26 protein-coding genes and 1 tRNA gene are annotated in these 25,455 nt (G+C 65.8%); 12 read left to right on the top strand and 15 right to left on the bottom strand.

Going from position 1 to position 25,455, the window contains the following annotated elements; genetic code table 11:
• The first annotated feature begins 30 nt into the window (after nucleotides 1–30).
• Complete coding sequence (locus VFZ97_16930) at nucleotides 31–2,178, top strand: S9 family peptidase (GenBank protein ID HEX6395121.1); 2,148 nt, start codon at nucleotides 31–33, stop codon at nucleotides 2,176–2,178.
• Here VFZ97_16930 and VFZ97_16935 read toward each other — a convergent pair.
• The 3 genes from VFZ97_16935 to VFZ97_16945 form a co-directional block, all read right to left on the bottom strand.
• Nucleotides 2,150–4,045, bottom strand: a complete 1,896-nt coding sequence (locus VFZ97_16935; GenBank protein HEX6395122.1) for an AAA family ATPase — start codon at nucleotides 4,043–4,045, stop codon at nucleotides 2,150–2,152. The two genes, VFZ97_16930 and VFZ97_16935, sit on opposite strands and share 29 nt — an antisense overlap.
• A gap of 136 nt (nucleotides 4,046–4,181) precedes the next feature.
• Nucleotides 4,182–5,009 (bottom strand): MBL fold metallo-hydrolase, encoded by an 828-nt coding sequence (locus tag VFZ97_16940; protein HEX6395123.1) that lies wholly within the window; start codon nucleotides 5,007–5,009, stop codon nucleotides 4,182–4,184.
• 117 nt (nucleotides 5,010–5,126) lie between these two features.
• The gene (locus VFZ97_16945) at nucleotides 5,127–5,639 is read right to left on the bottom strand and encodes a MaoC family dehydratase (GenBank protein HEX6395124.1); all 513 of its coding nucleotides are present in this window, start codon (nucleotides 5,637–5,639) and stop codon (nucleotides 5,127–5,129) included.
• Nucleotides 5,640–5,694: 55 nt separating this feature from the next.
• On the opposite strand from VFZ97_16945, the gene VFZ97_16950 reads away from it, so the two are divergent.
• Nucleotides 5,695–6,348: a methyltransferase domain-containing protein gene (locus tag VFZ97_16950; protein HEX6395125.1), complete on the top strand. Its 654-nt coding sequence runs from the start codon at nucleotides 5,695–5,697 to the stop codon at nucleotides 6,346–6,348.
• Nucleotides 6,349–6,358: 10 nt separating this feature from the next.
• The gene (locus VFZ97_16955; protein HEX6395126.1) at nucleotides 6,359–7,957 is read left to right on the top strand and encodes an acyl-CoA dehydrogenase family protein; all 1,599 of its coding nucleotides are present in this window, start codon (nucleotides 6,359–6,361) and stop codon (nucleotides 7,955–7,957) included.
• 3 nt (nucleotides 7,958–7,960) lie between these two features.
• Here VFZ97_16955 and VFZ97_16960 read toward each other — a convergent pair whose 3' ends face one another.
• Genes VFZ97_16960 through VFZ97_16980 form a run of 5 tightly spaced genes read right to left on the bottom strand, consistent with a single transcriptional unit; the run spans nucleotide 7,961 to nucleotide 12,082 of the window.
• Nucleotides 7,961–8,893: a CoA ester lyase gene (locus VFZ97_16960; protein ID HEX6395127.1), complete on the bottom strand. Its 933-nt coding sequence runs from the start codon at nucleotides 8,891–8,893 to the stop codon at nucleotides 7,961–7,963.
• 21 nt (nucleotides 8,894–8,914) lie between these two features.
• Entirely contained in the window at nucleotides 8,915–10,096 is a 1,182-nt protein-coding gene (locus VFZ97_16965; protein ID HEX6395128.1) for a hypothetical protein, read from the bottom strand.
• A 28-nt stretch (nucleotides 10,097–10,124) separates the two neighbouring features.
• The gene (locus VFZ97_16970; protein HEX6395129.1) at nucleotides 10,125–10,931 is read right to left on the bottom strand and encodes a hypothetical protein; all 807 of its coding nucleotides are present in this window, start codon (nucleotides 10,929–10,931) and stop codon (nucleotides 10,125–10,127) included.
• The gene (locus VFZ97_16975) at nucleotides 10,931–11,419 is read right to left on the bottom strand and encodes a hypothetical protein (GenBank protein ID HEX6395130.1); all 489 of its coding nucleotides are present in this window, start codon (nucleotides 11,417–11,419) and stop codon (nucleotides 10,931–10,933) included. The genes VFZ97_16970 and VFZ97_16975 overlap by 1 nt, the downstream gene beginning before the upstream one ends.
• 45 nt (nucleotides 11,420–11,464) lie before the next feature.
• A complete protein-coding gene (locus VFZ97_16980) occupies nucleotides 11,465–12,082 on the bottom strand; it encodes an ATP-dependent Clp protease proteolytic subunit (GenBank protein HEX6395131.1) in 618 nt (205 codons plus the stop codon).
• Between the two features lie 93 nt (nucleotides 12,083–12,175).
• On the opposite strand from VFZ97_16980, the gene VFZ97_16985 reads away from it, so the two are divergent.
• Nucleotides 12,176–12,667 carry an SRPBCC domain-containing protein gene (locus VFZ97_16985; GenBank protein ID HEX6395132.1) on the top strand — a complete coding sequence of 164 codons (492 nt, stop codon included), beginning with the start codon at nucleotides 12,176–12,178 and terminating at the stop codon, nucleotides 12,665–12,667.
• Nucleotides 12,654–13,007: a metalloregulator ArsR/SmtB family transcription factor gene (locus VFZ97_16990; protein ID HEX6395133.1), complete on the top strand. Its 354-nt coding sequence runs from the start codon at nucleotides 12,654–12,656 to the stop codon at nucleotides 13,005–13,007. Before VFZ97_16985 ends, VFZ97_16990 begins: the two co-directional genes overlap by 14 nt.
• Here VFZ97_16990 and VFZ97_16995 read toward each other — a convergent pair.
• A complete protein-coding gene (locus tag VFZ97_16995; GenBank protein ID HEX6395134.1) occupies nucleotides 12,997–14,394 on the bottom strand; it encodes a class II fumarate hydratase in 1,398 nt (465 codons plus the stop codon). The genes VFZ97_16990 and VFZ97_16995 overlap by 11 nt on opposite strands.
• Before the next feature lie 162 nt (nucleotides 14,395–14,556).
• Between VFZ97_16995 and VFZ97_17000 the strand changes: the two genes are divergently transcribed.
• Genes VFZ97_17000 through VFZ97_17010 form a run of 3 tightly spaced genes read left to right on the top strand, consistent with a single transcriptional unit; the run spans nucleotide 14,557 to nucleotide 17,729 of the window.
• Nucleotides 14,557–15,843, top strand: a complete 1,287-nt coding sequence (locus tag VFZ97_17000; protein ID HEX6395135.1) for a C40 family peptidase — start codon at nucleotides 14,557–14,559, stop codon at nucleotides 15,841–15,843.
• 21 nt (nucleotides 15,844–15,864) lie between these two features.
• Entirely contained in the window at nucleotides 15,865–16,782 is a 918-nt protein-coding gene (locus VFZ97_17005; GenBank protein ID HEX6395136.1) for an LLM class F420-dependent oxidoreductase, read from the top strand.
• A 2-nt stretch (nucleotides 16,783–16,784) separates the two neighbouring features.
• Entirely contained in the window at nucleotides 16,785–17,729 is a 945-nt protein-coding gene (locus VFZ97_17010) for an NAD(P)H-quinone oxidoreductase (protein HEX6395137.1), read from the top strand.
• Here the strand turns inward: VFZ97_17010 and VFZ97_17015 are convergent.
• Nucleotides 17,726–18,196 (bottom strand): DUF1707 domain-containing protein, encoded by a 471-nt coding sequence (locus VFZ97_17015; GenBank protein HEX6395138.1) that lies wholly within the window; start codon nucleotides 18,194–18,196, stop codon nucleotides 17,726–17,728. The two genes, VFZ97_17010 and VFZ97_17015, sit on opposite strands and share 4 nt — an antisense overlap.
• A gap of 51 nt (nucleotides 18,197–18,247) precedes the next feature.
• A complete protein-coding gene (locus tag VFZ97_17020) occupies nucleotides 18,248–19,117 on the bottom strand; it encodes a DMT family transporter (protein HEX6395139.1) in 870 nt (289 codons plus the stop codon).
• An 85-nt stretch (nucleotides 19,118–19,202) separates the two neighbouring features.
• Here VFZ97_17020 and VFZ97_17025 point away from each other — a divergent pair.
• Nucleotides 19,203–19,285: transfer RNA gene (locus tag VFZ97_17025), tRNA-Leu, on the top strand.
• A 27-nt stretch (nucleotides 19,286–19,312) separates the two neighbouring features.
• Here VFZ97_17025 and VFZ97_17030 read toward each other — a convergent pair.
• Entirely contained in the window at nucleotides 19,313–20,851 is a 1,539-nt protein-coding gene (locus tag VFZ97_17030) for an MFS transporter (GenBank protein HEX6395140.1), read from the bottom strand.
• 74 nt (nucleotides 20,852–20,925) lie between these two features.
• A complete protein-coding gene (gene sodN / locus VFZ97_17035; protein ID HEX6395141.1) occupies nucleotides 20,926–21,342 on the bottom strand; it encodes a superoxide dismutase, Ni in 417 nt (138 codons plus the stop codon).
• 101 nt (nucleotides 21,343–21,443) lie between these two features.
• Between sodN and sodX the strand changes: the two genes are divergently transcribed.
• Genes sodX through VFZ97_17050 form a run of 3 tightly spaced genes read left to right on the top strand, consistent with a single transcriptional unit; the run spans nucleotide 21,444 to nucleotide 23,735 of the window.
• Entirely contained in the window at nucleotides 21,444–21,785 is a 342-nt protein-coding gene (gene sodX, locus VFZ97_17040) for a nickel-type superoxide dismutase maturation protease (protein HEX6395142.1), read from the top strand.
• Nucleotides 21,786–21,811: 26 nt separating this feature from the next.
• A complete protein-coding gene (locus tag VFZ97_17045; GenBank protein ID HEX6395143.1) occupies nucleotides 21,812–22,690 on the top strand; it encodes a lysophospholipid acyltransferase family protein in 879 nt (292 codons plus the stop codon).
• Nucleotides 22,691–22,694: 4 nt separating this feature from the next.
• Nucleotides 22,695–23,735, top strand: a complete 1,041-nt coding sequence (locus VFZ97_17050; GenBank protein HEX6395144.1) for an NAD-dependent epimerase/dehydratase family protein — start codon at nucleotides 22,695–22,697, stop codon at nucleotides 23,733–23,735.
• Here the strand turns inward: VFZ97_17050 and VFZ97_17055 are convergent.
• Complete coding sequence (locus tag VFZ97_17055) at nucleotides 23,732–24,376, bottom strand: GNAT family protein (GenBank protein ID HEX6395145.1); 645 nt, start codon at nucleotides 24,374–24,376, stop codon at nucleotides 23,732–23,734. The genes VFZ97_17050 and VFZ97_17055 overlap by 4 nt on opposite strands.
• Nucleotides 24,373–25,452: an alanine--glyoxylate aminotransferase family protein gene (locus VFZ97_17060; protein ID HEX6395146.1), complete on the bottom strand. Its 1,080-nt coding sequence runs from the start codon at nucleotides 25,450–25,452 to the stop codon at nucleotides 24,373–24,375. Before VFZ97_17060 ends, VFZ97_17055 begins: the two co-directional genes overlap by 4 nt.
• Nucleotides 25,453–25,455: the final 3 nt, after the last annotated feature.

Raw genomic sequence — 25,455 nt, forward strand, 5'->3', positions numbered from 1 at the left:
CGTGCCGAATAAACGTGACAGTCTCTTGCAATGACTTCAACGGACCGGGTCCAGCCGAACCGCACGCAGCCTCCGCTGGCCCCGCGGCGCCCGCACGTCCTCTCCACCCACGGCAAAGAACGGGTCGACGACTGGTACTGGCTCCGGGACCGCGACGACCCTGAAGTAATCGCGTATCTCGAAGCGGAAAACGAATACGCCGCCGCAGTCCTCTCCCCCACCGAGAAGCTTCAACACGAGCTGTTCGAGTCGATCCGTTCGCGCGTCGTCGAGACCGACGCTGGCGCCGCGATCCGCCACGGTGCGTGGTGGTACTTCACCCGAACGTTCGAGGGGCGGCAGTATCCGTTGCTTTGCAGGCTGCCCGACATCAACAGGTCGCTCGACGCCGAACGGATCACACAGTCGACCCGATCGGGTACTGCTTCGGGAGAGGCTGTCCTGCTCGACGAAAACGACCTGGCGACCGGCGACTACATGGCCGTCGGGGTTCTCGACATCAGCCCCGACCATCGCCTGCTCGCTTACGCGGTCGATGACGACGGCTCCGAGCTCTACAAGCTCAGGTTCCGCGACCTCGATACAGGTGATGATCTAGCCGACGGGATCGAGGGCGTCTACTACGGCTCGGCCTGGTCCACCGACAACTCGACCTTCTATTACACGCGTCCCGACGAGGCGATGCGTCCGTTCCAGGTGTGGCGGCACCGGCTCGGCGCGACCGGTAGTAACCAGGACGAGTTGGTGTTCGAGGAGAACGACGAGCGCTTCTTCGTCAGCGTGGCTTTGACCCGCACCGAAACCCGCATCGTCATCCACTCTTCGAGCTCGACTACGTCGGAGGCCCTGTGGGTGGATGCCGCCGACCCGAACGGCGATGCCACGATCATTCTCCCGCGTGAAGACGGCGTTGAATACGACGTCGAGCACGACGGGGACTCGTGGCTGGTACGCACGAATCGAGCGGCTGCGGACGGCTCGCCCCGCACCAACTTCGCTCTTTTTCGTCTTCAGGAATCCAGTCACGATCCAGCGGAACTCGAAGAGGTCATCTCCCACCGCGCAGATGTCACGCTCGAGTCCGCAGACGCATTCGCTGCGCACATCGTCGTGTGGGAACGACACCAGGCAGACGGGCTGGAACGACTGCGGATCATGCCCCGTTCCGGGACCGGCCAGCACATCGTCGAGCAGGCGGAACCCGTCTACACGCTGTCGCCCGAGTCAAACCCCGAATGGGACTCGACCTCGTACCGGTTCGGGTACACGTCGCTCGCGGTGCCGGCCAGTTCGATCGAGTACGACCTGACCACCCGGCAGAGACGGGCGGTGTGGACGCAGCTGGTGCGGGGCTTCGATACTGCTGCATACCGGACCGAACGATTGTGGGCGAAGGCACCTGACGGAACTCTCGTCCCGATCTCGCTGGTCGCGCCGAAGGACGCCCTGCTCGACGGATCGGCTCCCTGCTTCCTCTACGGATACGGCGCCTACCAGGTGCCGGTGGACCCCTCGTTCTCGCCGGTCAGGGCGAACCTGATGGAGCGCGGGGTGACGTTTGCCATCGCGCACGTTCGAGGCGGGGGCGACCTTGGAAGGTCTTGGTATGAGACGGGGAGGCTGGAGCACAAGGCGAATACGTTTTCGGACTTCATTGCCGCGGCGACGTTCCTCATCGACTCGGGTTGGGTCGATCAAGCTAAGCTGGTGGCTCGCGGAGGAAGCGCCGGCGGTCTGCTTATGGGCGCGGTCACCAACACGCGTCCCGACCTTTGGCGTGCGATTGTGGCCGAGGTTCCCTTCGTGGACGTCGTCACGACAATGTGCGATCCGTCGCTCCCGTTGACGGTGACCGAATGGGACGAGTGGGGCGACCCGCTGCACGACGAGGCTGCGTACGATCGGATGCTTTCCTACTCGCCGTACGACAACGTCGAGCCCAAGGACTATCCCGCCATGTTCGTGACCGCCGGCCTGAACGATCCTCGGGTCGGCTTCTGGGAGCCGGCCAAATGGGTCGCCAAGCTACGGTCGGTCGGAGCGGGAAAGGGCGACCGACCGATCCTGCTCAGAACCGAGATGGGCGCGGGCCACAGAGGTTCGACCGGGCGCTACCACACTTGGCGAGATGAGGCCAGGATTCAGGCGTTCATGCTGTGGCAGATGGGTCTGGCATGATCTCGGGATCATCGGTCTCGGCCTGCCTGGTATCGATCAGCGCGTCCCGGAGGTCGACGATGTTGCCTTCGCCGTCCTTGGCCATGTACGCCGCCTCGAGCACCGAGGTGATCTCGTCGCCGATGAGCTCTTCCTTCTCGAGCAGCGCGTCTCGGAGCGCCTCGACGAGATAGCTGTAGCGAGAGAGGATCACCCTCACGTCCTCTCGGGCTGCGTCGAGGATGGCGTCGACCCGTTCCCTGCACGACTCGTCTGACAGGACCTTCGCCACGATGTTCGGGGACCCTGGCGCCCGTACCGCGTCCAGGGAGATGAGCGAACCGGACATGCCGAAGCTTCCGACCATCTGAGCGGCCGCCTCCGTCGCTGCCTGGAGATCACCGGACACACCGCTGCTCGTATCGCCGAAAAACAGCTCCTCCGCAACCAGACCGCCCATGGCGACGCGGATGAGAGCCTCGATCTCGGCTTTTGTTTTCGTCCAGCGCTCTTCAGGCTCGGAGTGGGCAAGGAGGCCCAGGGCGGAGGACCTCTTGATGATCGACAGCACCTCGAGGTTCCGTTCTGGTGCCACGAGCCAGGCGACGGTCGCGTGGCCGGCTTCGTGGGTGGCGATCGTCAGGCGTTCCTTCTCGGCGTAGGTGACCGGCTGTGCGAGGCCCAGCTCCGTTGTCATCTTGGCCTTCTGGATGTCGTCCCAGGAGAGGCTCTCTGCCCCGCGCCGCAAGGCCCACACCAGGGACTCGTCGAGAAGATGCTCGATCATCACTGGCGAGTAGCCGTAGCTCGAGGCGGCCAGCTGGTCGCGGAGGCCCGGGTCGTCGAGTTCGGGCGAGTGCGCTTTGCGGGCGAGGTAGTAGTCGAAGATCTCGCGCCTGCCGACGCGTCCGGGAAGGTCGACGGTGATCGTCCGGTCAAAGCGCCCGGGGCGGAGCAAAGCGGGATCGAGGTCGCCGGCGCGGTTGGTAGCCCCGATTACCAGGATGTTCGCCGGCGATGCGAGCGGCTTGCGGATCCGGTGGTTTCGCGGGAGCCACCGGTTGACCAAGTCGATCCACAGGCCTGCGATTCGGATGCCGAAAGGCGGCTGGTCGAACGACTGAAGCTGGATGAGAAGCTCGTTGACGACACCTGCGATTCCCTCACGGCCACCGCCCGGACCGATCCCGGCGCGGGTCGCACCGATGGCGTCGATCTCCTCGATGAAGCCGATCGCACCGCCTTCGCGTCGTGCATGCGCCCTGAGGGCCTTGAAGAAGGTCCGGATCTTGCGGTTCGTCTGCCCGTAGTACATCGACTGGAATGCCGACGACGAAACGAAAAGGAACGGCACGCCCGCTTCGGCTGCCATGGCCTTGGCGATGTATGTCTTGCCGGTTCCCGGAGGCCCCTCGAAAAGGACCGCGCGGCGAGGTGTTCCCCCCATTCGCTCTTTGAACGTGCGGTAGGCGAGAAACAGGTTCAGCGTCTTGACCACCTCTTCGACGACTGCACCTGCCCCACGTACATCGGAGAGCCGGACTTCTATCTCTTCGGGCCGGTAAAGGACGTGAGGGGAACGCCCGGCGGCAAGGAGCGGAACCGCGAGGACCGCAACCAGAGCGACGATCAGCAATACAGAAGGGATGTAGGTGCCTGCACCGGCCGGAAGATGAGGAAGGGGCCAGCGGAAAGCAGATGACGCGCCGCTCAGATCGCCTTGTGCGTAACGGATGCCACCGACGAGCGCGCGCGCGACCAACGGCAGGGCGATCACGCCGAGGAAGATCGCCAGCCTTCTCAGCCGCCGCTGTCTGGCTGCCTCGGCTGCGATGGATACGTCAGCCGAACGTAGAACGTCCCGCCTCGCCAGCGACATCGTCTCCATGGTTCTCCTATCCTGCCCCGGACCTGCGATGTTTCATTACACCGTAGATTTCACATCGGGGACAGAACGCCTTGTTCGGAGATTTCGCGTTTAGTCCGATTCCCACCGGCAATTCTCGGGATTTGTGACCAAACCTCTAAAGGTCGAGCTTCAAACCTTCGAAAGCGGCGGCCACTTCGAGCCCAGACGGTTCCGCCAAACGTTGCGCATCCTCGAGGATCAGGTCCATGCAGTCGTCACCGTGAGACGGGTCGTGGTGGAACAGGATCAGTTTCTTCACGTGGGCTTCCTGCGCGACGCGAACGGCGTAGTCGACCGTGCAGTGTCCCCAGTGAGACTTCTGCTCGAACTCGGCGGGGGTGTACTGGGCGTCGTGGATGAGAACGTCGGCACCCTGCGCGAGCTCGATCACGCTGTCGGCCACGCTGTCCATCCCGAGCGGCGCCTGGTGATCGCTGATGTAGGTGATCACGCTCGCGCCCCACTCGACCCGATAGCCGACGGTCGGCCCGATGTGGGGAACCGGCCGCACGATGACCTTCGCCGGCCCGAGGTGCAACTCGTCCTTCAGAACCTCGTGGAAGAAGATGTCTCCGCGCAACTCGCTGTAGGTCACCGGAAAGTAGGGCGGACGGATCAGCCCGTCGATGAGCTCGGTGAGGGAGGCCTCCTCTTGCTCGGGGCCGTAGATGTCGAAGTGCGCCCCGTGCCGGTCAGCCGGAGGGAAGAACGGCAGACCCTGGATGTGATCCCAGTGAATGTGGGTGACGAGGGCCGTCCCCCTGAAGCTCCCGTCGACAGGCTGGGTGTCGCCGAAGGCCCTCAAGCCGGTGCCCAGATCGAAGATGATCGGCGGCTCCGGGCCGTCGGTCAGCGCAACGCAGGCAGTGTTGCCTCCGTAGCGCCTGTTTGCCTCTGAAGGGCAGGGGCAAGAGCCCCTGACCCCATAAAAGGTCAATTTCACTCAGGCACCCCCCGGATGATTAACCCGCAGGCTACTTCGACCAGACCGGCGGCTGTAAGCGGTGTGACCGATGCAACACACGGGCGACGAGTCTGGCACAGCCGGGCCGCGTAGCGGCTACGGCCAAACGTCGTCGCCATAAGGGCGGCGACGCTGGGGCGCCGAGTCGCGCTTCCAGACCATCACCCGCCGGCGGAAGTAACAGACCTCGTCTCCCTGCTGGTTGAAGCCCTTCGTCTCGACGGTCACGACACCGCGGTCCGGCTTGCTCGTCGACTCCTTTTTTCCGAGCACCCGGGTCTCCGCGTAGATCGTGTCACCATGAAAGGTCGGCTTCTTGTGGGTCAGCTCCTCGACCTCGAGGTTCGCGATCGCAGACCCGCTCACGTCCGGCACGCTCATACCCAGGACGAGGCTGTAAACCAGGTTGCCCACCACCACGTTCTTGCCCTGGACGGTCTCGTGCTCGGCGAACCAGGCGTTGGTGTGCAGCGGGTGGTGGTTCATCGTGATCATGCAGAAGAGGTGGTCGTCGTATTCGGTGACCGTCTTGCCCGGCCAGTGCCGGTAGACGTCACCGGGTTCGAAGTCCTCGAAGTAGCGCCCGAAGGGACGGTCATACGTCGTCATCAAAGCGTGAGGCTATTGCCTCCGGACGCCGGGCCGGTTATGCGAACCTCTTCGGGTGATCGACCTCGAGTTGCGCAACGACGTCTACCGCCGCCCCCTCGCAACGGCGCTCGACCGTTTAGGGCTGCGCGAGGGGTGGAGGTGCGCGGACGTCGGCGCCGGCGGAGGAGACGTGACCGTGGCATTGGCCCGCATCGTCGGCCGGGACGGCCGGGTGTACGCGGTCGATTCGGACCCGGAGAGACGAAATCAGGTGGCCGGAGCCGCCGCCGAAGCCGCACAGGCGCAGGTCGTAGCGCTGACCCAGGCCGGCGAGGAGCTGACCCTCCCCGAGCCGCTCGATCTCGCGTACTGCAGGTTCGTCCTGATGCACGTCCATGAGCCGGTGGTGGTTCTCGCGAAAATGCGCGCCGCGGTCCGGCCGGGAGGTTGGGTGGTCGCCCAGGAGCCGGTGACCTCCGCCGGCCGGATCGGAGGCCAACCCCTTTTCATGCCCGGCGCACGACACGCCGACATCGGTGCATTCCTACCGGCCCTCATTCTCGAGGCAGGCCTGGAGCTGGTCGACGCATGGGCGGAGGCGCCGGCGTGGGCCGGCCCCGGTCCTGTCGCGGACTACTTGCAAGCGATGACCGATGTCGATCCAGAAAATGAGCCAGTCATCCTGCCGCCGCTCGTCACAGTCGTGGCCCGTAAGGCTGCTCGGTAGTGTGCCCTGCGTGAGGGACAGCCCCCCAGATCTTGATGCAGCGCTGGAAGCGGTCGACCTGGCTCGTTCGGTGATCGACCGCGCCGCGGCCCACCTCGCGGCGCAGGGCGCCGGCGCGGTTGACGAGAACCAGGCAGTCGCGTACGACCTGGCTCACGCAGCCGCCGCCATCGAAACCGCCCGGGCGGCCATCGAATACGGAGCCCACGGTGAAGTTGAACGAAGGCTGGCGGCCGCCTTCACCGCCGATGCGATCTGGGACCTCGCGACACGCTTGCTCGCACGCGAGACCTCGTGGGGTGTCGGAGTCCAAGACCTCTCTGCCGCGGTGCCCTTCGTCGAGGCCTACCGGGACCCGGAGTGGCTCGCGCAGCTCGCCGGTGAAGCTGGACCGAGGCACCTGGACCCCGACTTCGAAATGGTCGCCGCCACCTTCCGGCGGTTCGCGGAGGACCGGATCGCTCCCGCGGCCGAGAACATTCACCGGCACAACACCGACATCCCCGAGGAGATCATCGCCGGCCTCGCCGAACTCGGCGCGTTCGGGCTCTCCATCCCGGAGCAGTACGGCGGGTTCGCATCCGGTGGCGAGCACGACTACCTGGGCATGGTCGTAGCCACCGAGGAGCTGTCGCGGGCATCGCTCGGCGCCGGCGGGTCGCTGATCACCCGGCCCGAAATTCTGGCCAGGGCGCTGCTTCGGGGAGGCACCGAGGAACAGAAGCAACGGTGGCTTCCTGCACTCGCGAGCGGCGAGATCATGGCAGGCGTCGCGGTGACCGAGCCGGACTTCGGATCCGACGTAGCAGGACTGACGGTCGCCGCGTCCAAAGACAGCTCATCCGGCGAATGGATCATCTCCGGTACGAAGACCTGGTCCACGTTCGCGGCGCGAGCCGACGTGCTGATGGTCCTCGCACGTACCGACCCGGACAGGAGCCTTGCGCACAGGGGCCTGTCGTTGTTCGTCGTGCCGAAGGAGCGTGCGGACGGGGAAGGATTCGTCTTGCGGCAACCCTCGGGCGGCCGGCTCGAGGGGAGGCCGATCGACACCATCGGCTACCGAGGCATGCATTCCTACGAGCTCTCGTTCGACTCGTGGCGCATCCCTGCGGATCATCTGATCGGGGAGGACGCCGGACTCGGGCGCGGCTTCTACTACCAGATGGAAGGGTTCGAGAACGGCCGGTTGCAAACCGCTGCGCGCGCGGTCGGAGTCATGCAGGCCGCCTACGAGACCGCGCTCGCGTACGCCAGCGAGCGGATCGTCTTCGGCAGGCCGATTATCGACTACCAGCTGACCCGGGTGAAGGTCGCCCGGATGGCTTCGATAATCCAGGCTTCACGCCAGTACATGTACGCCGTCGCCCGGTTGATGGCCAAAGGCGAAGGCGCCCTGGAAGCGTCGATGATCAAGGCTTATGTCTGCCGGGCTGCCGAGTGGGTGTCGCGTGAAGCGATGCAGATCCACGGCGGCATGGGCTACGCCGAGGAGTACCCAGTGAGCCGGCTGTTCGTCGACGCTCGGGTGCTGTCGATCTTCGAGGGAGCGGACGAAACCCTTGCCCTCAAGGTCGTCGCCCGGCGACTGCTCGATCGAGCCGGCTGACCGTCACGACCTTTTCAGGCCGGCTCGCTCGCCTCGCGCGACGAGAGTCACCGCGACCTTCCGGGACGCTTCGTCGATCATCTCGTCACCGAGCATCACCGCGCCCTTTCGATCGCCTTCCGTCGCTTGGCGGTACGCGTCGAGCACCTCCCAAGCCCGATCGAACTGCTCCTGCGTCGGCGAAAACACCTCGTTGAGGATGTCGATCTGGTCGGGGTGCAAGCTCCACTTTCCGTCGTAGCCAAGGATCTGCGTTCTGCGGGCGTACTCCCGAAAGCCCTCCGGGTCCCGCACCTTCACGTAAGGGCCGTCGATGACCTGAAGGTTGTTCGCGCGCCCGGCCATGAGGATCTTCATGAACACGTAGTGGAAGTAGTCACCGGGGTATTCGGGGATCAACAGACCGCCCGACAGCGAGGGCATCCCCATCGAAGCGGAGAAGTCGACCGGTCCGAGGATGACGGTCTCGAGACGAGGCGACGCGGCACAGATCTCTTCCACGTTGATCAGACCCTGCGCGGTCTCGATCTGAGCTTCGATGCCGATGTGGCCGGCGGGAAGCCCGCTGTTGATCTCGACTTGCGTCAGCAGCAAGTCGAGCGCGACGACCTGCGCAGCGTTCTGAACCTTTGGGAGCATCACTTCGTCGAGCCGGGTACCGGCGTTCCCCACCACTTCGATCACGTCGGCGTATGTCCAGCGGGTGTCCCAGGCGTTTACGCGCACGCAGACCACCGCGTCGCCCCAGTCGTATTTCTGGATCGCCTCGACCACCTTGGCCCTCGCGTCCTCCTTCTCCAGAGGGGCCACTGCGTCCTCGAGGTCGAGGAAGAACATGTCGGCCGGCAGGGTCGGAGCCTTCGCGAGAAACTTCTCGTTGGAGCCCGGCACGGCATGGCAAGAGCGGCGGGGAAGGAAGCGGGAGCGCTGCGACATGGTTCGGATGCTAGCGATCCGTCAGGCGGCCACGAGTTCCGCGGTGGTCACCTGCTCGGTAACGAGACGCTGGAATCGCGCCGGATCGCCTGACACGTACGCGCGGCACAGCCGCACACCCTCGATGTAACAGAACACGTACGCCCGCCATGTCGGATCGACGAGGAACTCGACCATCTTCTCTGCGCGGGCCGTCGGAAGCAGGCCCCATCGGGCGATGTAGTCGACTGCTTCGGTCGGCTCCATTCCACGGTCGTGGATGAGGATGGCGGCGTTCCCGCGCACCGCTCCGAGCGCCTCACCTGCGACGGCCAGATGACCGACCAGGCCCGGGTCATACGGGATGCCGAGAGGCTTGAGGTGCTCGGCCACGACCGGTTCCGGTCGACGCCCTGCGATCACCTCGATCCCGAGATCGGCCAGACCTTCGGCGAGAAGGCACTGGGGCGTTCCGACCAGAAAGATCGTCTCTTCGAGCTGAGACCTCTGCCGCACCAGACCCACCTCCTTCCGGCAGTGCTCGGTGTGATGTCCCGGATAGGCCTCGTGCGCGACGAGAGGCCCGAGGTTGGTCGAGGGCACTGGGAGATCGACGTTGATGGCTACCTTGCTTCGGAGCCCGCCGAGGTAGTAGTTGAAACCGGACCAAGGTTTGTTGGTGACCAACTCGAAGTCGACCCGCTCGCCTTCTGGAAGACCGAACGCCTTGCCGGTTCGTTCCCTGAAGTCCTCTGCCAGAGAGTCGACCGCACGGCCGAGGAGATCCGCCGGGACGACCTGCTTTTCCCGCCACGCGACATAACGCTCTTCGAGCCGTCCAGACCCCGGTAACACCTCGTCGATCCGCTTGTGGGCCTCCGACAGCTCGTCCTCGGGCACCATGCGCGGTCTCACGCCGTAGGAGTCCTCGATCTCGTCGAGGTAGCTGATCTGCTCTCCCGCTAGCTTTCTCGCCGTTGTGTACAGCCCGCGGACTTGCGCAGCTAGCCAAGCGCGCCGGCTGGCGCCGAGCTCACCGTCGACCGCAAGGTCGCCGAGCAAGCGCCGGCCCTTGTCCGCGAGCGAAGAAGGCGATTCCGGTGGTCCGGCGGCGGCTTGATCGGCGAGCTCGGCGGGCCCGTAGTACGCGTCGACCAGCCCGTCGATGTGTCGGCCGAGAGCAAGGCCGAGTTTCAGGTAGTCATCGACGAGTGTCTCGGACATGCAGCGAAGCTATCCGCCATCTCCGGCTTTATCCGGCGGCCCGGAGAAGTTCGGGCGCGACCGGGCAGGTTGCAGTCGACAAACCTCCGGCGACATCGATCTCACCTTCAGGTCCGACCAGCCGGCTGATCAACGCGGCTGGAACCAGCTCGGCGCTTCTATCCCACGGCTCGCCGGCGGTATCGTCGAACCGGGTCAAAAGCGCGCCCCAAAGCGCGTCGGGAAGCACCCGCCCGGTTGGGGCGGCGAGCAATACCGGGCGCCCCGCGTGGGCTGCCACAGCCGCCGCAGGGAGCGACCCCGGCGCAGCAAGTACTCCCGAGGGACCTGCAACGAAAGCCTCGATGACCACAAGGTCCGACACTGCAGCTGCCGGGCCTACACCGGTGTTCGGGATGATTTCGCTTTCGGAACCGGCGTTCGAAAGGCGGCGGGCCAAGCCGCTCCCCTCGCCCGTCGAGTCGACGACGAGGACCTCAACATCGCCGCGCCTCCGCAGCGCGTCGGCTGTCGCTTCAGGCCAGCCGATGACCGTCACCGTCGCGGAGTCAGGCAGCAAGGCCGCGAGGTGCCTGTCGGTCTGGTCGTCCTCGAGTTCGGCTGCTGCGTTCAGTGCCGCTTCCGCTGGATCAGCTGCCGAAAGAACGCGGGCGGACATCCACCACACTGGCCCGGACGTCAGATGCCGTTCCACCAAACGGCGGCAAGCCGGGACCAGCCCGGCGGAGTCGGCTTCGGCTATCTCGGCGAGAGCAGCGGCCGCTTCTCGGGCGAGCAGGGACGGGTCGGCCCCGGACGCCCGGGCGACGTAGCGCAGATGCTCTATCGGGTGCATCAACCGCCTGGCTTGAAGACCATCAGGTACACCGCACCGATCACCAGCACATTGAACACCCCCCAACCGAACCCCACCTTCTTCTCCAGCAGTTGGAGTTCACCGAGATCCTGCTCCTGGGTCGACGGTTCCGCCCCGCTCTCCAGCTTCCGGACCATCGCGCCGTAGAGACGCTGGTTCCGCTTTATCCAACCGTGGAGCACCCCAACGGCGACGAAGTACACGCCGAGTGCCGCCGAGACCCAGGCGTCGCTGAACTTCACCGTCGAATGGCTGCTCGCCACCGCTCCGATTCCGAACAGCAATGCGGCGTAGATCAGGATTTCCGCCAGTCCCGACACGAGACCGTTGACCTCGATGATCGCCCCGGTGCCTCCTTGGGGCCGGCGCTGGGCCAGGCTCATGTACAGGGCGTTGAACGCGAGGGCGCCGAAGCCGCCGATGACGCCGAGCACGTGCAGCATCACGAGGATGTGGAAGCCGGTCACGAAGCGTCGACGGTACTGGAATCTGGAACCTGGCCCAGGCCGGTGCTATTGGGAACCGACGAGGCGAGGGCGCTCCTTCTCCCGTGCTTCGAGGACCTCATCGACCAGTCCGTACTCCTTCGCCTCGACGGCACCGAGGATGTAGTCCCGGTCGGTGTCCTTGGCGACCCTCTCGATCGGCTGCCCGGTGTGGAGGGCGAGGATCTCGTCGACCCGCCGGCGAAGGAACGCGATCTCGCGCGCCTGGTTCTCGATGTCGACCGCCTGCCCCTGCGCACCGCCGTGAGGCTGGTGGATCAGAACCCGGGCGTTCGGCAGCGCCGATCGCTTGCCGGGGGCGCCGGCCGCAAGGATCACCGCCGCACCCGACGCCGCCATACCCATGCAGAACGTCGCCACGTCGGCTCTGATCACTTGCATCGTGTCGTAGATGGCAAGGGTCGCGGTCACCGAACCTCCGGGGCTGTTGATGTAGAGCGCGATGTCCTTGTCCGGGTCCTCTGATTCGAGGTGGAGCAGCTGCGCGGTGAGCAGGTTGGCGGTGGTGTCGTTGATCTCGGTCCCGAGGACGACAATCCGGTCCTTGAGCAGCCGGGAGTAGATGTCATACGCGCGCTCACCCTTGGGCGACTGCTCGATGACGGTGGGGACGAGATAGCTCACTTAGGCCTCCTAGTGCAACCGAGTAGTTGCAGGTTATGCTTAGCCTAACGGTTGTGCAACTATTTGGTTGCAGGGATTCTCGAGGATCAGGAGGTGCCGGTGATCCGACGCCAAGTAGTAATACCCGCCAGCCCGGACCGGGTTTGGGAGGCGTTGACCGACCCCGAATCGCTCAGGGGATGGTTCGGCGGCGAGTTCGACTGGGAGCTGACCGAAGGATCGCAGCTGGGGTTCCGCGCTGAGAGCGGAGACGAGCGCCGAGGACGGGTCGAAGAGGTTCGGCCCGAGCGGCGCCTCCGGTTCGTGTGGTGGCCCGCCGGCAAGGCCGGCGAGGCCGGCGAAGCGAGCGACGCCGGCGACGCGAGCGAGGTCTCGTACACGCTTGAACCCGTCGATGAAGGGGTGAGGCTCACCGTCCAGGAGCGGCCCGTGCCCGGTGCTCCCGCAGCGACCTCTGGCCCGACGGCGCGGGCGAGGGCCGGCGCCTTGGCGTCCCGGCATGAAGCGCCCGGGTGGACCGCTTGGGACACCCGCCTGGCCGGCGCTTGGGCCGGCATCGCGGAAGTCGGTCGTGCGCGGGCCTGAGCCAGAAAACTCTCAGCCCGAAGCGGCAGACGTCTTCTCTGCGCTGGCGGACCCGACCCGCCGGCAACTTCTGGACCGGCTGTCATCTGAGGGCCCGATGAGCGCCACCGAGCTGGCCCGGGACTACCCGGTCTCCCGCCAGGCAGTCGTCAAGCACCTCAGCACCCTCACCGGTGCGGGGTTGCTCCGCCCCGAACGCCACGGACGGGAGGTGCTGTATGGAGTCGATCCCCGTCGCCTCACCGAGGTCTCGTCCTGGCTGCGTGACGTGGGAGAACAGTGGGACCGCCGGCTCGAAGCGCTGACCCGGCAACTCCGGGATACTGGGACTACCCGATGATGCCGCCTCGCGTCATCGCTTCGACGTCGAGCGCGCGATCAACCTCCTCTTCGGTGAGAAGGCCCCGTTCCAGGACCAGGGTTCGAAGGTCCTTACCCTCGGTGAGAGACTCCTTGATCACTTTCGCGGTTTCCTCGTAACCGATGTAGGGCGCGAGCGCCGTGCCGATCGACGGGGACGACAAGGCGTAAGTCCGGCAACGCTCGACGTTGGCCTCGATCCCGGCGATGCACTTGTCCGCGAAGACAATGCTCACCTTCTCCAGCAGCCGCATCGACTCCAACAGGTTCCGCGCGATGACAGGAAGCATCACGTTGAGCTCGAAGTTGCCCATCGCGCCGGCGAAGCCGACGGCGGCGTCGTTGCCGATCACCTGCGCGACGACCTGCGAGACCGCCTCGGCAGCGACAGGATTGACCTTTCCGGGCATGATCGACGACCCAGGCTGCAGATCGGGAATTCGGATTTCCGCCAGGCCGGTTCGGGGGCCGCTTCCCATCCATCGCAGATCAGTCGCGCATTTGAACAAAGAGACCGCGATGGTGCGCAGAACCCCCGAGGCCTCCACTAACGCGTCGCGAGCACCTTGAGCCTCGAAATGATCCCGTGCCTCGGTCAACGGAAGGCTTCGGTCCTCGGCGAGGCGCTTGATCACACGAGGGGCGAAAGATTTCGGCGCGTTGATTCCCGTGCCGACCGCGGTCCCGCCGAGAGGAAGCTCGGCAACCCGAGGGAGAGACGCTTGAAGCCGTTCGATTCCGTGCTCGACCGCCGCCGCGTAGCCGCCGAACTCCTGACCGAGCGTTACCGGAGTGGCATCCATCAGGTGGGTGCGCCCGGACTTGACGACCGACTTGAACTGGCGGCTCTTCTTCCTCAACGCCTTAGCCAGGTGATCGAGCGCCGGGATCAGCCGGTATTCGATCTCCGATGCAGCAGCGAGGTGGATCGCCGATGGAAACACGTCGTTGGACGATTGGGACGCGTTGACCTGGTCGTTGGGGTGAACCTTCTCCCCTAGCCGCTCGGTGGCAAGGGTTGCGAGCACCTCGTTCATGTTCATGTTCGACGACGTGCCCGACCCGGTTTGAAAGACGTCGACGGGGAACTCGCTGTCCCATTTGCCGGCTGCGACCTCCTCGGCGGCTGAATGGATGGCGTCGGCGACTTTCCTGTCGATGATCTTGAGCCGTGCGTTTTCCATCGCGGCGGCTCCCTTGATGGCAGCCAACGCGGATATGAGAGCTCGCTCGATGCTCATCCCCGATATCGGGAAGTTGTCAACCGCACGCTGGGTCTGGGCCTGGTACTTCGCTTCCTTGGGGACGCGTACGTCCCCCATCGAGTCGTGCTCGACGCGGAACTCGCCGCTGCTGCCGCTGCTCATGGTGGGAACGTACTGCACCTATGTCACTAGAGGTCAAGGCTGCCAGTAGAGGTCAAGGTAGGGGACTCTGTTACCGATGTTGACCATGTGGCTGTTGTGACTAGAGTTGACGGCGGATAGGGCGCGAGGCCCCGTCCCGAGGATCGCCTGTCCGTGATCGACATGCTCCACGCCGCTGCCGGGAAGCTCCGGGCTCTTGCCGCGTTGGCGGCCATAGCCGTGACGGCCACCGCCGGGTCAGCCCTCGGCGGAGCGCCGGCTGCATGGGCCGACGGCGGAACGTCCGGTAACACGGGAAGCGGGATATCAGCCGCCGGCTCGGGCGGGTCGAACCAGTCGGCGCTACAGGTACAGGCCCAGGAGCTCGCCGCCCAGATCCTGGCGGACGGGCGCCGGCTCGACCAGATGGCCGAGGCGGTGAACGCGGCGCAGCTGCGAAGCCAGCAGCTGGCATCCCGGCTGGCAGCCTTGCAGTCGGACATGGCGCAAACCGATGCGGAGGCGGTTGCCGCAAAGGCAGCCCTCAGACAGCAGGCGGTCTTGTCCTATGTGGTCGGGGGCGCGCCGGCGATCAGCTCGGTGCCGCGGAGCGCCCGGACCGATCCCAACCTGGCCATCTCCTACGCCGAGATAGTGACCGGCGGACAGAAGCGGGCGGTCGAGGCTTACCGGGCGGCGTTGGCGGCGCAGGCCTCTGACGCCCAGCGGGTCCTCGTAGCTCAACACGAAGCCGCGGTAAATCTCCAGCAGCTCGAAGCGGCACGTTCGTCGGCGGCACAGGCCGACACGGCCCGGCGCCAATCACTGTCCCAGGTGACCGGCGAGCTGGCCGTTCTCGTCGCGCAGGTTCAAGCTGCGCAGGAGGCGGCCGCGAAAGCCGCGGTCCTCACCTCTACAACCCCGCGACCGGTTGGTCATGGGGTGACCCCGTCAACCCCTCCGTCGACGTCGGCCACCACGACGCGCCACTACAACCCGCCGGCGGCTCAGCCCACGACCCCGGGGTTCTACCGGACGACGACCACTTCGCCGGCTACGGCAGCACAGCCCCAGAGCGGCTCGCCGCAAGGCGGGCAGGTCGGCGCGCAGGCACCCGGGGCCAACAAGGCGACCGCTTACGCGAGAGCACAACTCGGCAAGCCCTACCAGTGGGGCGCCGCCGGACCAAACTCCTTCGACTGCTCGGGTCTCACCATGATGGCCTGGCGGCAGGCCGGTGTGTCCTTCCCGCATCTCGCCCAGGACCAGTACGACATGACTCAGCGGGAATCGATCTCCGAAACGCTTCCAGGCGACCTGATCTTCTTCGGGACTCCGAGCAACGTGTACCACGTCGGCGTCTACATAGGTAACGGCCAGATGATCGACGCGCCAGAGACCGGCCAGAACGTGAGCATCCAGTCGATCTACTGGTCGGACCTCCTCGGCGCGGGGCGGGTCACCGGCTAGCCGGCCGCGTACCATCCCTCCATGCGAATCGGAATCCACGGAGGGCCAACCGGCCGGGGGGACAACGCGATCGGCGAGATGATCGTCACCGCACGGAAAGCGTCCGAACTCGGCCTGAACTACTGGGTGCCGCAGCTGACGGATGTCGACGCGTTGACGGCGCTGGCCGTTATTGGGAGGGAGGTTCCCGGGCTACAAGTCGGCACGGCAGTTGTTCCTACGTACCCGCGCCATCCGATGGTGATGGCGATGCAGGCATTAACGGTGCAAGCCGCCACCGGCGGGAACCTTGTCCTCGGCATCGGGCTTTCGCACCAAGTGGTGATCGAGGGCGCCTTCGGGATCGATTTTTCCAAACCGATCCGGCACATGCGCGAGTACCTCGAGATCCTCATGCCGCTCCTGCACGACGGCAAGGTCACCTTCGAAGGCGAGGAGTTGACCGCACGAACCTTCGCGCCGCTGCGGGTTGCGGGGGCTTCGGCGCCACCCGTCGTCGTCGCCGCGCTGGGGACGCAGATGCTCAACCTGGCAGGACGTGTCGCCGACGGGACCGCCCTGTGGATGGTCGGCGAGCACACCCTCGCGACCCATATCGTGCCGACCATCACCAAGGCCGCCGAAGCTGCGGGACGGCCCGCGCCCCGAGTCGTCGTGGGCCTCCCGGTCTGCGTGACCGCCGATCCCGGCGCTGCCAGGGAGCAGGCTGCGAGCGCGTTCGGCTACTACAACAACCTCCCGTCGTACCGGGCAATGCTCGACAAGGAAGGCGCCGGCGGCCCGGCCGACCTCGCGATCGTCGGAGACGAGGAGACGGTCTCCAGTTCACTTCGCCGTCTATTCGACGTCGGCGCAACCGAGCTGAGCCTTCCGGTGTTCGGGTCGAGAGACGACCGAAACCGGACGCTGGCTCTGCTGTCAGAGTTGGGGCGGGGGTAGCCATGCGGGCGGTCGTTATCGGAGCCGGAGGATCGCTGGAGGTTCGTGAGAGGGCCGACCCAGAGCCCGGATACGGCCAGATACTCGTCCGTGTCCGGGCCGCGGGCATCAACGCCGCCGACCTGCTCCAGCGGTTAGGGCTGTATCCGGCGCCGCCTGGCGTCCCCGCTGACATTCCCGGCCTCGAGTTCGCCGGCGAGGTTGTCAGCTGCGGACCGGGGGCGGACCGGTTCAAGCCGGGCGATCGAGTCATGTCGCTCGCCGCCGGCGGAGCGCAGGCGGAGATGTGCGTCGTTCACGAGCGCGAGGCGATGCCGGTCCCGTCCGGTCTCACGTGGACCGAGGCAGGAGCCCTCCCGGAGGCTTACACGACCGCACACGACGCACTGATATCGCAGGCCGATCTCCGTTTCGGCGAGCGACTGTGCGTGCACGGCGCGGCAGGCGGTGTAGGAACCGCGGCCGTCCAACTCGGCGTCGCCGCCGGCGCGACGGTGATTGCGACGGTGCGCTCGCCCGACAAAAGAGACGCGGTGGCCGCGCTGGGCGCCAGTGTTGTCGACCCGGCGGCCACCGTCGAACACGGGCCGTACGACGTGATCCTCGAGCTGGTCGGCGCTCCGAACCTGAGCGCGAACATGGAAGCCCTCGCCAATGGCGGGAGGCTCTGCGTCATCGGCATCGGCGCCGGCGCGGTCGGGGAGATCAACCTCGGACTACTCATGGCGCGCCGCGGCAGGATTCACGGGTCGACGCTCAGAGCGAGACCGCTGGAGAGCAAGGCGCACGCAGCCCGGCGGGTTGAGGCACAGGTTCTGCCGCTGTTCGAGGCGGGCAAGCTGTCGGTGCCCATCGACTCCGAGTTTCCGCTAGCCGAGGCCGAGAAGGCGTACGACCATTTCGCGGCCGGCGGAAAGTTCGGGAAGATCGTCCTGACGTTCGATTAGCGAACTCTCCGTTTGGCTGCGGCAGCCTGCACCATCCCGACGACCCAGCCGGCGAGCAGCACGGCAGCCCATGTCCACGACACCGTCACCAGCAACACGATTGCGGCGACGACCACGGCAACCACGAGCAGCGCGGTCAGCGTCGACGCCAGCCTGCTCGAGCCCAACGCGCCGTCGGAGCCGAGATTGCCGCCGGCCGACCCGAACGGCGGAAGGTGGGCGAAAGGAGCTGAACGGCGGCGTCCGTTGTCGCGTGCGCGGCGATGCCGCCTCTGATCCTCGCCCGGAGCGGACGGATCGGCGATCCGCAGTATGGGGAGGTCGGACAGAACCGCGTCAAGCTCCTCGAGGCGTTCGGCGGCCATCGCCTTTTCGATGCGGCGGCCGTATTCGTCCATGTCGATCCTGCCGGCGGCGCAGTGCCGCCTCAGCTCGTCGACGGTCCTCTGCCTCTCCGTGTCCGACACTCGCATCCTGCTTCGCATCGTAGAGCGCCGGACGTTGTTCCGGGTAAGGGCCTAGGTAGGCCGGGATCTCGATTCGTGGACCGTGCGGCCCGCCTCCGACCGGGCGAGCACGAACACGCCTACCGTCATGGCAGCCAGCGCGACGACCTCCAGAGCGATCGCCGGCCCGCTCGCCGAGATGGTCTCGCCAAACACGAAAACACCGATAAGGATGCTCACGACGGGGTCGATCACCGACATCGGGGGAAGCGAGGCCTCGAGAGATCCCGCCTGGAATGCGCTCTGAGCGACGAGCATCCCGCCGACTCCGGCCGCCGCAAGCGCGTACGGCGGCCAATGCCCCAGAAGGTGCAATACACCGCCAGACAACAGATGCGAGCTGGTCTTGGTCAGCCCGGCCGCCAGCCCGTACACGACGCCCGCGGAGGAGGACAGCAGCGCCGCCCTCTGCCAGGCGGGCCGCCCAAGGCTCGCCGCCACCATGAGAAAGGACAGGCCGCCGGTGCTGACGACCAGGAGCACCCACTCGACTCCCCCGGCATCCGGCCGGCCTTTCGACGGCTGGGCCACGGTTAGAAAGGCGGCGAGGCCGGCGCAGACCATCATTGCGGCCACCCAGTCCCACCGTCCCAGGCGGCGACCGGACCACGCCGCTCCGATCGGCAAGGCGAATAGCAAGCCTAAGACGAGGAGAGGCTGGACGACCACGAGCGGACCGTTTCCGAGTGCGATGAACTGAAATACGTAACCGCCGATGTCGCACCCGAATCCGAGCACCCAAATTGGGTTGCGAAGCAACCGGGTGAGCAGCCCGATCCGAAGAGCGGTCTCCTCGGGTTGGGCCGCTGCCCCCCGCTGCTGGAGGACCGAGGCCAGCGCGTACAGCAGCGCTGACAACAGCGCGCAGACCACGGCCAACACGCCGGAAGGCTACGGCATCCAGTAGACGGGTGAGCGGCGGTACGCGGCGGTACCGGATCCGTGCGAGACTTCCGGGTCGTTGCTCGGGCGCGTGGTGGAACGGTAGACACAGCGGGCTTAAACCCTGCTGCTCTTGCGAGCATGAGGGTTCGACTCCCTCCGCGCCCACTGCGAACTGACTGACCCGGCGGGCCCCTAGAGAGGGACGCCTGGAGGATCCGGCCAGGCGGGCGGAGGCGCCGGATCCACCCCGCGCCTCTGCCCCTCGGTGCGGATGCGCTGGCCGGGGAAGCGTTGCCGGTCGCGAGACGCGGACGCCGTCGCAACGTCGCGGGGGTAGGTCTTCATCGCTCTCAGGAGGATCACTCCGCTAGCCAAAAGGAGAATCAGGGTCAGCGAGAAGGTGAGCTGGAGCCCCCTTCGGCCGTGGCCGAGGATCGAGTTCGACATCACGCCGAAGATCGGCGGGGCAAGGGATTGAGCCCCGGTCCGAAGAGCAGTTCGTATGCCTTCTGCGCGGCCCCATAGAAGAGGCGGCACGATGTCGAGCCGGGCAGCGTCGATCGGTGGGTTCTGCGCCGAGAGCATGAACGCGGCCGCAGTCAGATAAGGCAGAGCCGTCAGTGTCTGCCTGGTCAGTATCGCCGGCAGGAACAGAATGCTCGCGAGGATCGCGGCGACTCCTGGGACGAAAACTCTCGCGTTGAGGAACCCGCGCTTCAACAGACGGTCGCTCAGCGAACCGGCGACGATGGTTCCGAGGACCGCGCCGGCGCCAAGCACGAACAGCAACAGGTTCGCAAGGGCTTGCGCCACCCCGTATTGCAATTTGACGTACTCGACCGCAAAGGTCTCGATGCCTGACAGGTAGAAGTACCCGGACGCGCTGGCCACGATGAGGATCACGTTCGTGCGGATACCGAGAACGGCCCTCGCCGCCTGCATGATCCCGTACGTCCGCGCCTCCGGCCCGATCACCTTGTCCTCGTCCGGTTTGATGCCGCGTTCCTCCGCCAGCTTCTGCGCGTCGGTCGGATCCTCCGGGACCTCCTCCCCGGGCGGTACCCCCGTCCTGAGCGGTTTCTGACTGCCCCGGGCGGGCTCGGGCAACCGGAAGACTCTCCACGCCAGGTAGAGGGCCGGTATCGCCAAGAACACGAACGCCGCCCTCCATGAGAGCGCGGCGATGTCTCCTGCAACGGCGAAGCCGACCCCGGCCCCGGCAAGCTCGCCGGTCAGGATGAAACTGTAGATACGCCCCCGCTCTTCGCCTCCGAAATAGTCGCCTACGAGAGAGGCGACGATCGGTCCGGCCGCAGCGGTACCTGCACCCAGGAAGAGACGGGCGAGCAGCAGCTTGGAAAAAGAAGTCGCCGTTGCGCTCCACACCATCGCCACACCCCAGGCGACGATGGTCACCCCGAGGATGCGGGTTCGTTTGAACCGGTCTGCCAATATCCCGAACGGGACGCTGGCGACCGCGGCAACCAGCGAACTGACCGCGACAAGAAGTCCGATATCGGCGTTGTCGATGTGCAAAGACGAACGAAGCTGCGTGGCCGCGGCGCCAACCGTCGACGAGTCCGCGCTGTTGAGCGCCAGGACGGCTGCGAGCACGACTATGATCCGCCGGCGTTCGGCACCGCCGAGTATGTGGTCAAGATGGCGTTCGGTCGACCCAGCCACCCGACCGGCGAGGCGGCGCCACCGATGACCAGAGTCCCCGTTCTGCATCCGCCTCTACCCTATGGGCTGGACGCGCTGGAGGGGCCCTGCACGTAGGGCCCCTCCGGACAGATACGGAAGCTCTACTTCTTGGTTTCCCAGAAGATCTTGTCGATCTCCGCGATCTTCGCCAGAAGGTCGTCCGCGGCCGCGGTGTCGTTGGTCTTCTTGGCTTCTCCGGCGGCCTTTGTCGCGTTCCAGAAGAGCTCGTGCAGCTGCGGGTACTTCTCGAGATGAACCGGCTTGAAGTAATCGGTCCACAGCACCCACAGATGGTGCTTTACAAGTTCGGCCCGCTCCTCTTTGATGAAGACCGCTCGGGTCTTGAACACGTTGTCATCCGAGGCATTGAACTTCTCCATGCAACCCTTGACAGATTCCGCCTCGATACGCGCCTGAGCCGGGTCGTAGACCCCGCACGGGAGATCGCAGTGTGCGTATCCGGTGCGCGGTTCGCTCAGACGATCGGCGAAGCTGAGGGCGCGAGAAACAAGCGACATAGCCGGAGCTCCTATCCATGGTTTGTGAACGCCCTCACCCTACCCAGTCTCCCGGACGCCGCAGAACCCGAAGGCTCGGTTTCACCCTGGGCGTTGCGGCGATGATCACCCTGGTCGGATCCAGCAGGTGGAGATTCCACCGGGTCGCGGTTTCGGGCGACAGCATGCGCCCGGCCTTCGAGCCAGGCGACCGGATCCTGGTCGTTCCGGCCATCTGCGTGCGGCCCGGGCACGTAGTCGCCGTCCGTGATCCCAGACAACCTGACCGACTGCTCGTCAAAAGGGTCCAGTCGATCGCGTCCGGGCTCGTGGATGTGAGGGGAGACAACCAGGGAGCCAGCACCGACAGCCGCGACTTTGGCCCGGTGCCCAGGTCGTCGGTGGCGGGGCGGGTGGTGTATCGATACGCCCCGCCCGAAAGGGCCGGACGGCTGCCGGGATAGCGGCCGGATTGTGCGAAGCTCTTAGCGTGCCACCGGCCGGGCTATCCGAGCATCCGTCGCGAGGGGCTTCCCTCGTCCCGCTGCCGATCCCACGCGAGCAGAACGATCAGCTGGCCGAGGACCGTCTGAGCGACGTCGACGAGTGGGGCCGCTCGGAATCAACCCGAACCCTTCTGCGCCAGGTGTACCAACCGCTTTACCGGCACTGGTTCAGGGTGGAATGGGAGGGGCTCGAGAAGATTCCACGCGCAGGCGGAGCCCTGCTGATCGCCAATCACGCCGGCGCCATTCCGACCGACGCGCCGGTGATCATGCACGGCGTTGAGGAAGAGCTCGGAAGACCCGTTTACGGCCTCGCCGACTTCCTGTTCCGATCGATGCCCGTCGTGGGGACCGCGTGGGCCCGAGGCGGGGGGGTCGCCGCCCACCCCGACAACGCTTACCGCTTGCTGCGCGACCAGCGCCAGCTGGTCCTCGTGTTCCCGGAGGGCACCAAGGGTACTGGCAAGATCTTCTCGGAGAGATACCGGCTCCGTCGTTTCGGTCGAGGGGGGTTCGTCGAGATTGCAATGCGCGCCGGAGTGCCCGTCGTACCGATGGTGGTCATCGGCGCCGAGGAGACCATGCCTCTGCTCACCAAATCGAACCGGCTGGCTCGAATCCTGCACGTTCCCTACGTGCCGATCACCGCGAACATGCTGCTGCTCGGCCCGCTGGGGTTGCTCGGTTACTTCCCGGCGAAGATCAAGATCCGGGTTCTCGATCCGGTGTTCTTCGACATCGAGCCCGACCAGGACCGGTATCCGAAGAGCCGTGTATTCGAAGAGGCCGAATCGATAAGGCGAAACATGCAGTCGAACATCTACGACATGCTGCGCCAGCGGCGCAGCGTGTGGTTCGGGTAAAGATTTGGGACGCCGCATCCTCATCACGGGCCTCGCCACGTTCTGGGGCGGAAGGTTGGCCCAAGAGTTCGAACGGGATCCGCATTTCGAAGTGGTCGTCGGGTTGGACAGCGAAGAGCCGACTGTCGCGCTCGATCGGACTGAGTTCGTGCGTACCGACGACAACTATTCGATCCTGGCGAGACTCCTCAAAGCCACGCAGGTCGACACGGTGGTGCACGCGGGACTCGTCGTGAACTCGGCGCTCGTGCCTGAGAGACGGATCCACGAGAAGAACGTGATCGGCACGATGAACCTTGTCGCGGCGGCCGGCTCCGAGGAGAGCCGGGTTCGTTCGCTGGTCGTAAAGTCCTCCTCGCTCGTGTATGGATCGTCGCGCCAGGATCCCACCTGGTTTCGCGAGGAAACACCGCGAACATCTTCTGCCCGTACCCGCATCGAGCGTTCCTTGGTAGAGGCGGAGAGCTACCTGCGGTCTTTCGCCGAGGACAATCCTGGAGTCGGTGTCGCGGTCCTACGCTGCGCCAACGTCCTGGGAAACCATCTGACCACTGCGCTGTCCAGAGCTATCTCCATGCCGGCGATACCGACGATCGCCGGCTTCGACCCGCAGATTCAGTTCGTCGAACAGGAAGACGTCGTTCGGGCGATTCGGTTTGTCGTGGATTCGGGCCTCGAGGGGGCGTACAACGTCGCCGCTGACGGCCGGTTGCCGTGGTCAGAAGTCCGCGCGATCGCCGGGAAGTTGCCGCTCTACCTGAGCCCGGTGGCCACCGGATTCGCTGCCGCACCGCTCAAACGAATTGGCCTGCTGAACCTTCCGCCTGAAGCGCTCGACCTGCTCCGTTACGGCCGGGGAGTCGACAACAGCAAGCTGAAGTCGGCGGGATTCCGCTACATGTTCACGACTGCCGGCGCGGTCCGCCACTTCGTCGAGGAGCTACGGCTTCGCGGAGTCGTGGGAGAACCCGAGCCGGCGTACCGGTACGAGGGCGACGTCGAGGCGTTCTTCCGCCACTCCCCCGCCGTGGTCCGGAGCACCTAAGTTCCGTCGTCGGCGAGGATCCAATCGGCTAGATAGGCGTCGCGTCGCTCTGCCCACTCCTCGGCGGTGATCGCGTATCGGACGTGGTCCTCCCATACTCCGTTGATCTGGAGATAGCGAACAGCGATGCCCTCGTTTCGAAGCCCGAGCTTCTCCGCGACTCGATGGCTAGGTCGGTTCCTCGGGATGATCGACGCTTGAAGCCGGTGCAGTGCGAGGTCCTCGAACGCGAAGCGGCAGAGAACCACGAACGCCTCCGGCACGTACGAGTTGCCGGCTACGGCTTCGTCGATCCAGTACCCGACGTAAGCGTTCTGGTACGGGCCGCGCTGCACCGTACCCAAGTTGATCTCACCTGCGAATCGCTCTCGGTCCCGTCCGACGAAGATGCCGAACCCGTACCCGCTGCCGAGCTGGCGCTCGCGCTCGCGGGCGCCGCACCTTGCAGCGAAGACGCGCCGGTCTTCGGTCGCGTCGGGTTGTCCCGGAAGCGGACGAGGCTCCCACTTGACAAGCCAGTCCCGCGAGCGGACACGCACTTCCCTCCAGGCATCGAAGTCCGAGGGAGCGAGTGGCCGCAACAGCACCCGTCTGCCGGTGAGCGCAGGTGCCGAGGTCCGGTTGCTCCCGAGCCAGCTCACCGGCCAAGTATTTCGCCGAGGGCGGCGAGAAGGAGCGTCACGTTGCGGGCGCGAGCGGTGTGGCCCATGCAGCCGATCCGCCACACCTTGCCGGCCCACGGTCCTACCCCGCCTCCGATCTCGATCCCGTAATGGTTCAGCAGCGTCCTCCGAACAACGGCGTCATCCACGCCTTCGGGCACGAGAACCGTGGTGAGCTCGGGGAGACGATGGCCTTCGGCGGCCCACAGCTCCAATCCGATTTTCTGGAGTCCGTCTTGCAGCTGACGGCCACATTCGGCATGCCGGGCCCACGCAGCCTCGAGCCCCTCCTCGAGGAGTGCGCCCAGTGCTGCATGAAGGGACATGATCATCGCGATCGGCGCGGTGTGGTGGTACTTGCGCGCCGTACCCGACGTGTAGTCGCCGATCATTCCGAGGTCGAGGTACCAGCTTTGAGGGGCCGGGTTCCTGCGCTCCCATGCAACCGATCCGAGAGTGAACGGAGCCAGCCCCGGCGACACGCCCAGGCATTTCTGGGTCCCGCTGTAGGCGACGTCGATCCCCCAGCCGTCTATGTCAACCGGGATGCCGCCCAGGGACGTGACACAGTCCGACAGCACCAGCGCGTCCTTCTTGCCGGCTGCCACGGCTGCAACATCGTTTCGGACACCGGTACTCGTTTCGGCGTGCACCAGGGCGATCACCTTGGGCGAGGGATGCGCCGAGAGGAGCACGTCCGGATCGACCGGTCCGCCCCACGGGAAGTCCACCCGAACGACTTCGGCCCTGCAGCGGCTGGCCACGTCACACATGCGCTCGCCGAACAGCCCGTTGACGCCGACGACGACCGTGTCACCCGGGCTGACCAGGTTCACGAACGCGGCCTCCATGCCGGCCGACCCGGTACCCGACACGGGAAGAGTGAGCAGGTTCGCGGTCTGCCACACCTTGCGCAGTCGTTCGCACGTCTCGTCGAGGATCCGGATGAACTCTGGGTCGAGGTGCCCGAGCATCGGCCGGGTAAGCCCCTCGGTCGCCTCCGGGTACGGGTTGCAAGGCCCGGGGCCCATCAGAATTCGGTCGGAGAGAACCATGGC

The sequence above is a fragment of the Acidimicrobiales bacterium genome, from assembly GCA_036378675.1.
Taxonomy (GTDB): domain Bacteria; phylum Actinomycetota; class Acidimicrobiia; order Acidimicrobiales; family Palsa-688; genus DASUWA01.

What these genes read in the sequence shown, in the direction of transcription:
- VFZ97_16930 (HEX6395121.1), top strand. Translation starts at nt 31, where the DNA reads ATGACTTCAACGGACCGGGTCCAGCCGAACCGCACGCAGCCTCCGCTG.
- VFZ97_16935 (HEX6395122.1), bottom strand. Translation starts at nt 4,045, where the DNA reads ATGGAGACGATGTCGCTGGCGAGGCGGGACGTTCTACGTTCGGCTGAC.
- VFZ97_16945 (HEX6395124.1), bottom strand. Translation starts at nt 5,639, where the DNA reads ATGACGACGTATGACCGTCCCTTCGGGCGCTACTTCGAGGACTTCGAA.
- VFZ97_16960 (HEX6395127.1), bottom strand. Translation starts at nt 8,893, where the DNA reads ATGTCGCAGCGCTCCCGCTTCCTTCCCCGCCGCTCTTGCCATGCCGTG.
- VFZ97_16965 (HEX6395128.1), bottom strand. Translation starts at nt 10,096, where the DNA reads ATGTCCGAGACACTCGTCGATGACTACCTGAAACTCGGCCTTGCTCTC.
- VFZ97_16970 (HEX6395129.1), bottom strand. Translation starts at nt 10,931, where the DNA reads ATGCACCCGATAGAGCATCTGCGCTACGTCGCCCGGGCGTCCGGGGCC.
- VFZ97_16995 (HEX6395134.1), bottom strand. Translation starts at nt 14,394, where the DNA reads ATGAGCAGCGGCAGCAGCGGCGAGTTCCGCGTCGAGCACGACTCGATG.
- VFZ97_17000 (HEX6395135.1), top strand. Translation starts at nt 14,557, where the DNA reads ATGCTCCACGCCGCTGCCGGGAAGCTCCGGGCTCTTGCCGCGTTGGCG.
- VFZ97_17005 (HEX6395136.1), top strand. Translation starts at nt 15,865, where the DNA reads ATGCGAATCGGAATCCACGGAGGGCCAACCGGCCGGGGGGACAACGCG.
- VFZ97_17010 (HEX6395137.1), top strand. Translation starts at nt 16,785, where the DNA reads ATGCGGGCGGTCGTTATCGGAGCCGGAGGATCGCTGGAGGTTCGTGAG.
- VFZ97_17030 (HEX6395140.1), bottom strand. Translation starts at nt 20,851, where the DNA reads ATGCAGAACGGGGACTCTGGTCATCGGTGGCGCCGCCTCGCCGGTCGG.
- sodN (HEX6395141.1), bottom strand. Translation starts at nt 21,342, where the DNA reads ATGTCGCTTGTTTCTCGCGCCCTCAGCTTCGCCGATCGTCTGAGCGAA.
- sodX (HEX6395142.1), top strand. Translation starts at nt 21,444, where the DNA reads ATGATCACCCTGGTCGGATCCAGCAGGTGGAGATTCCACCGGGTCGCG.
- VFZ97_17060 (HEX6395146.1), bottom strand. Translation starts at nt 25,452, where the DNA reads ATGGTTCTCTCCGACCGAATTCTGATGGGCCCCGGGCCTTGCAACCCG.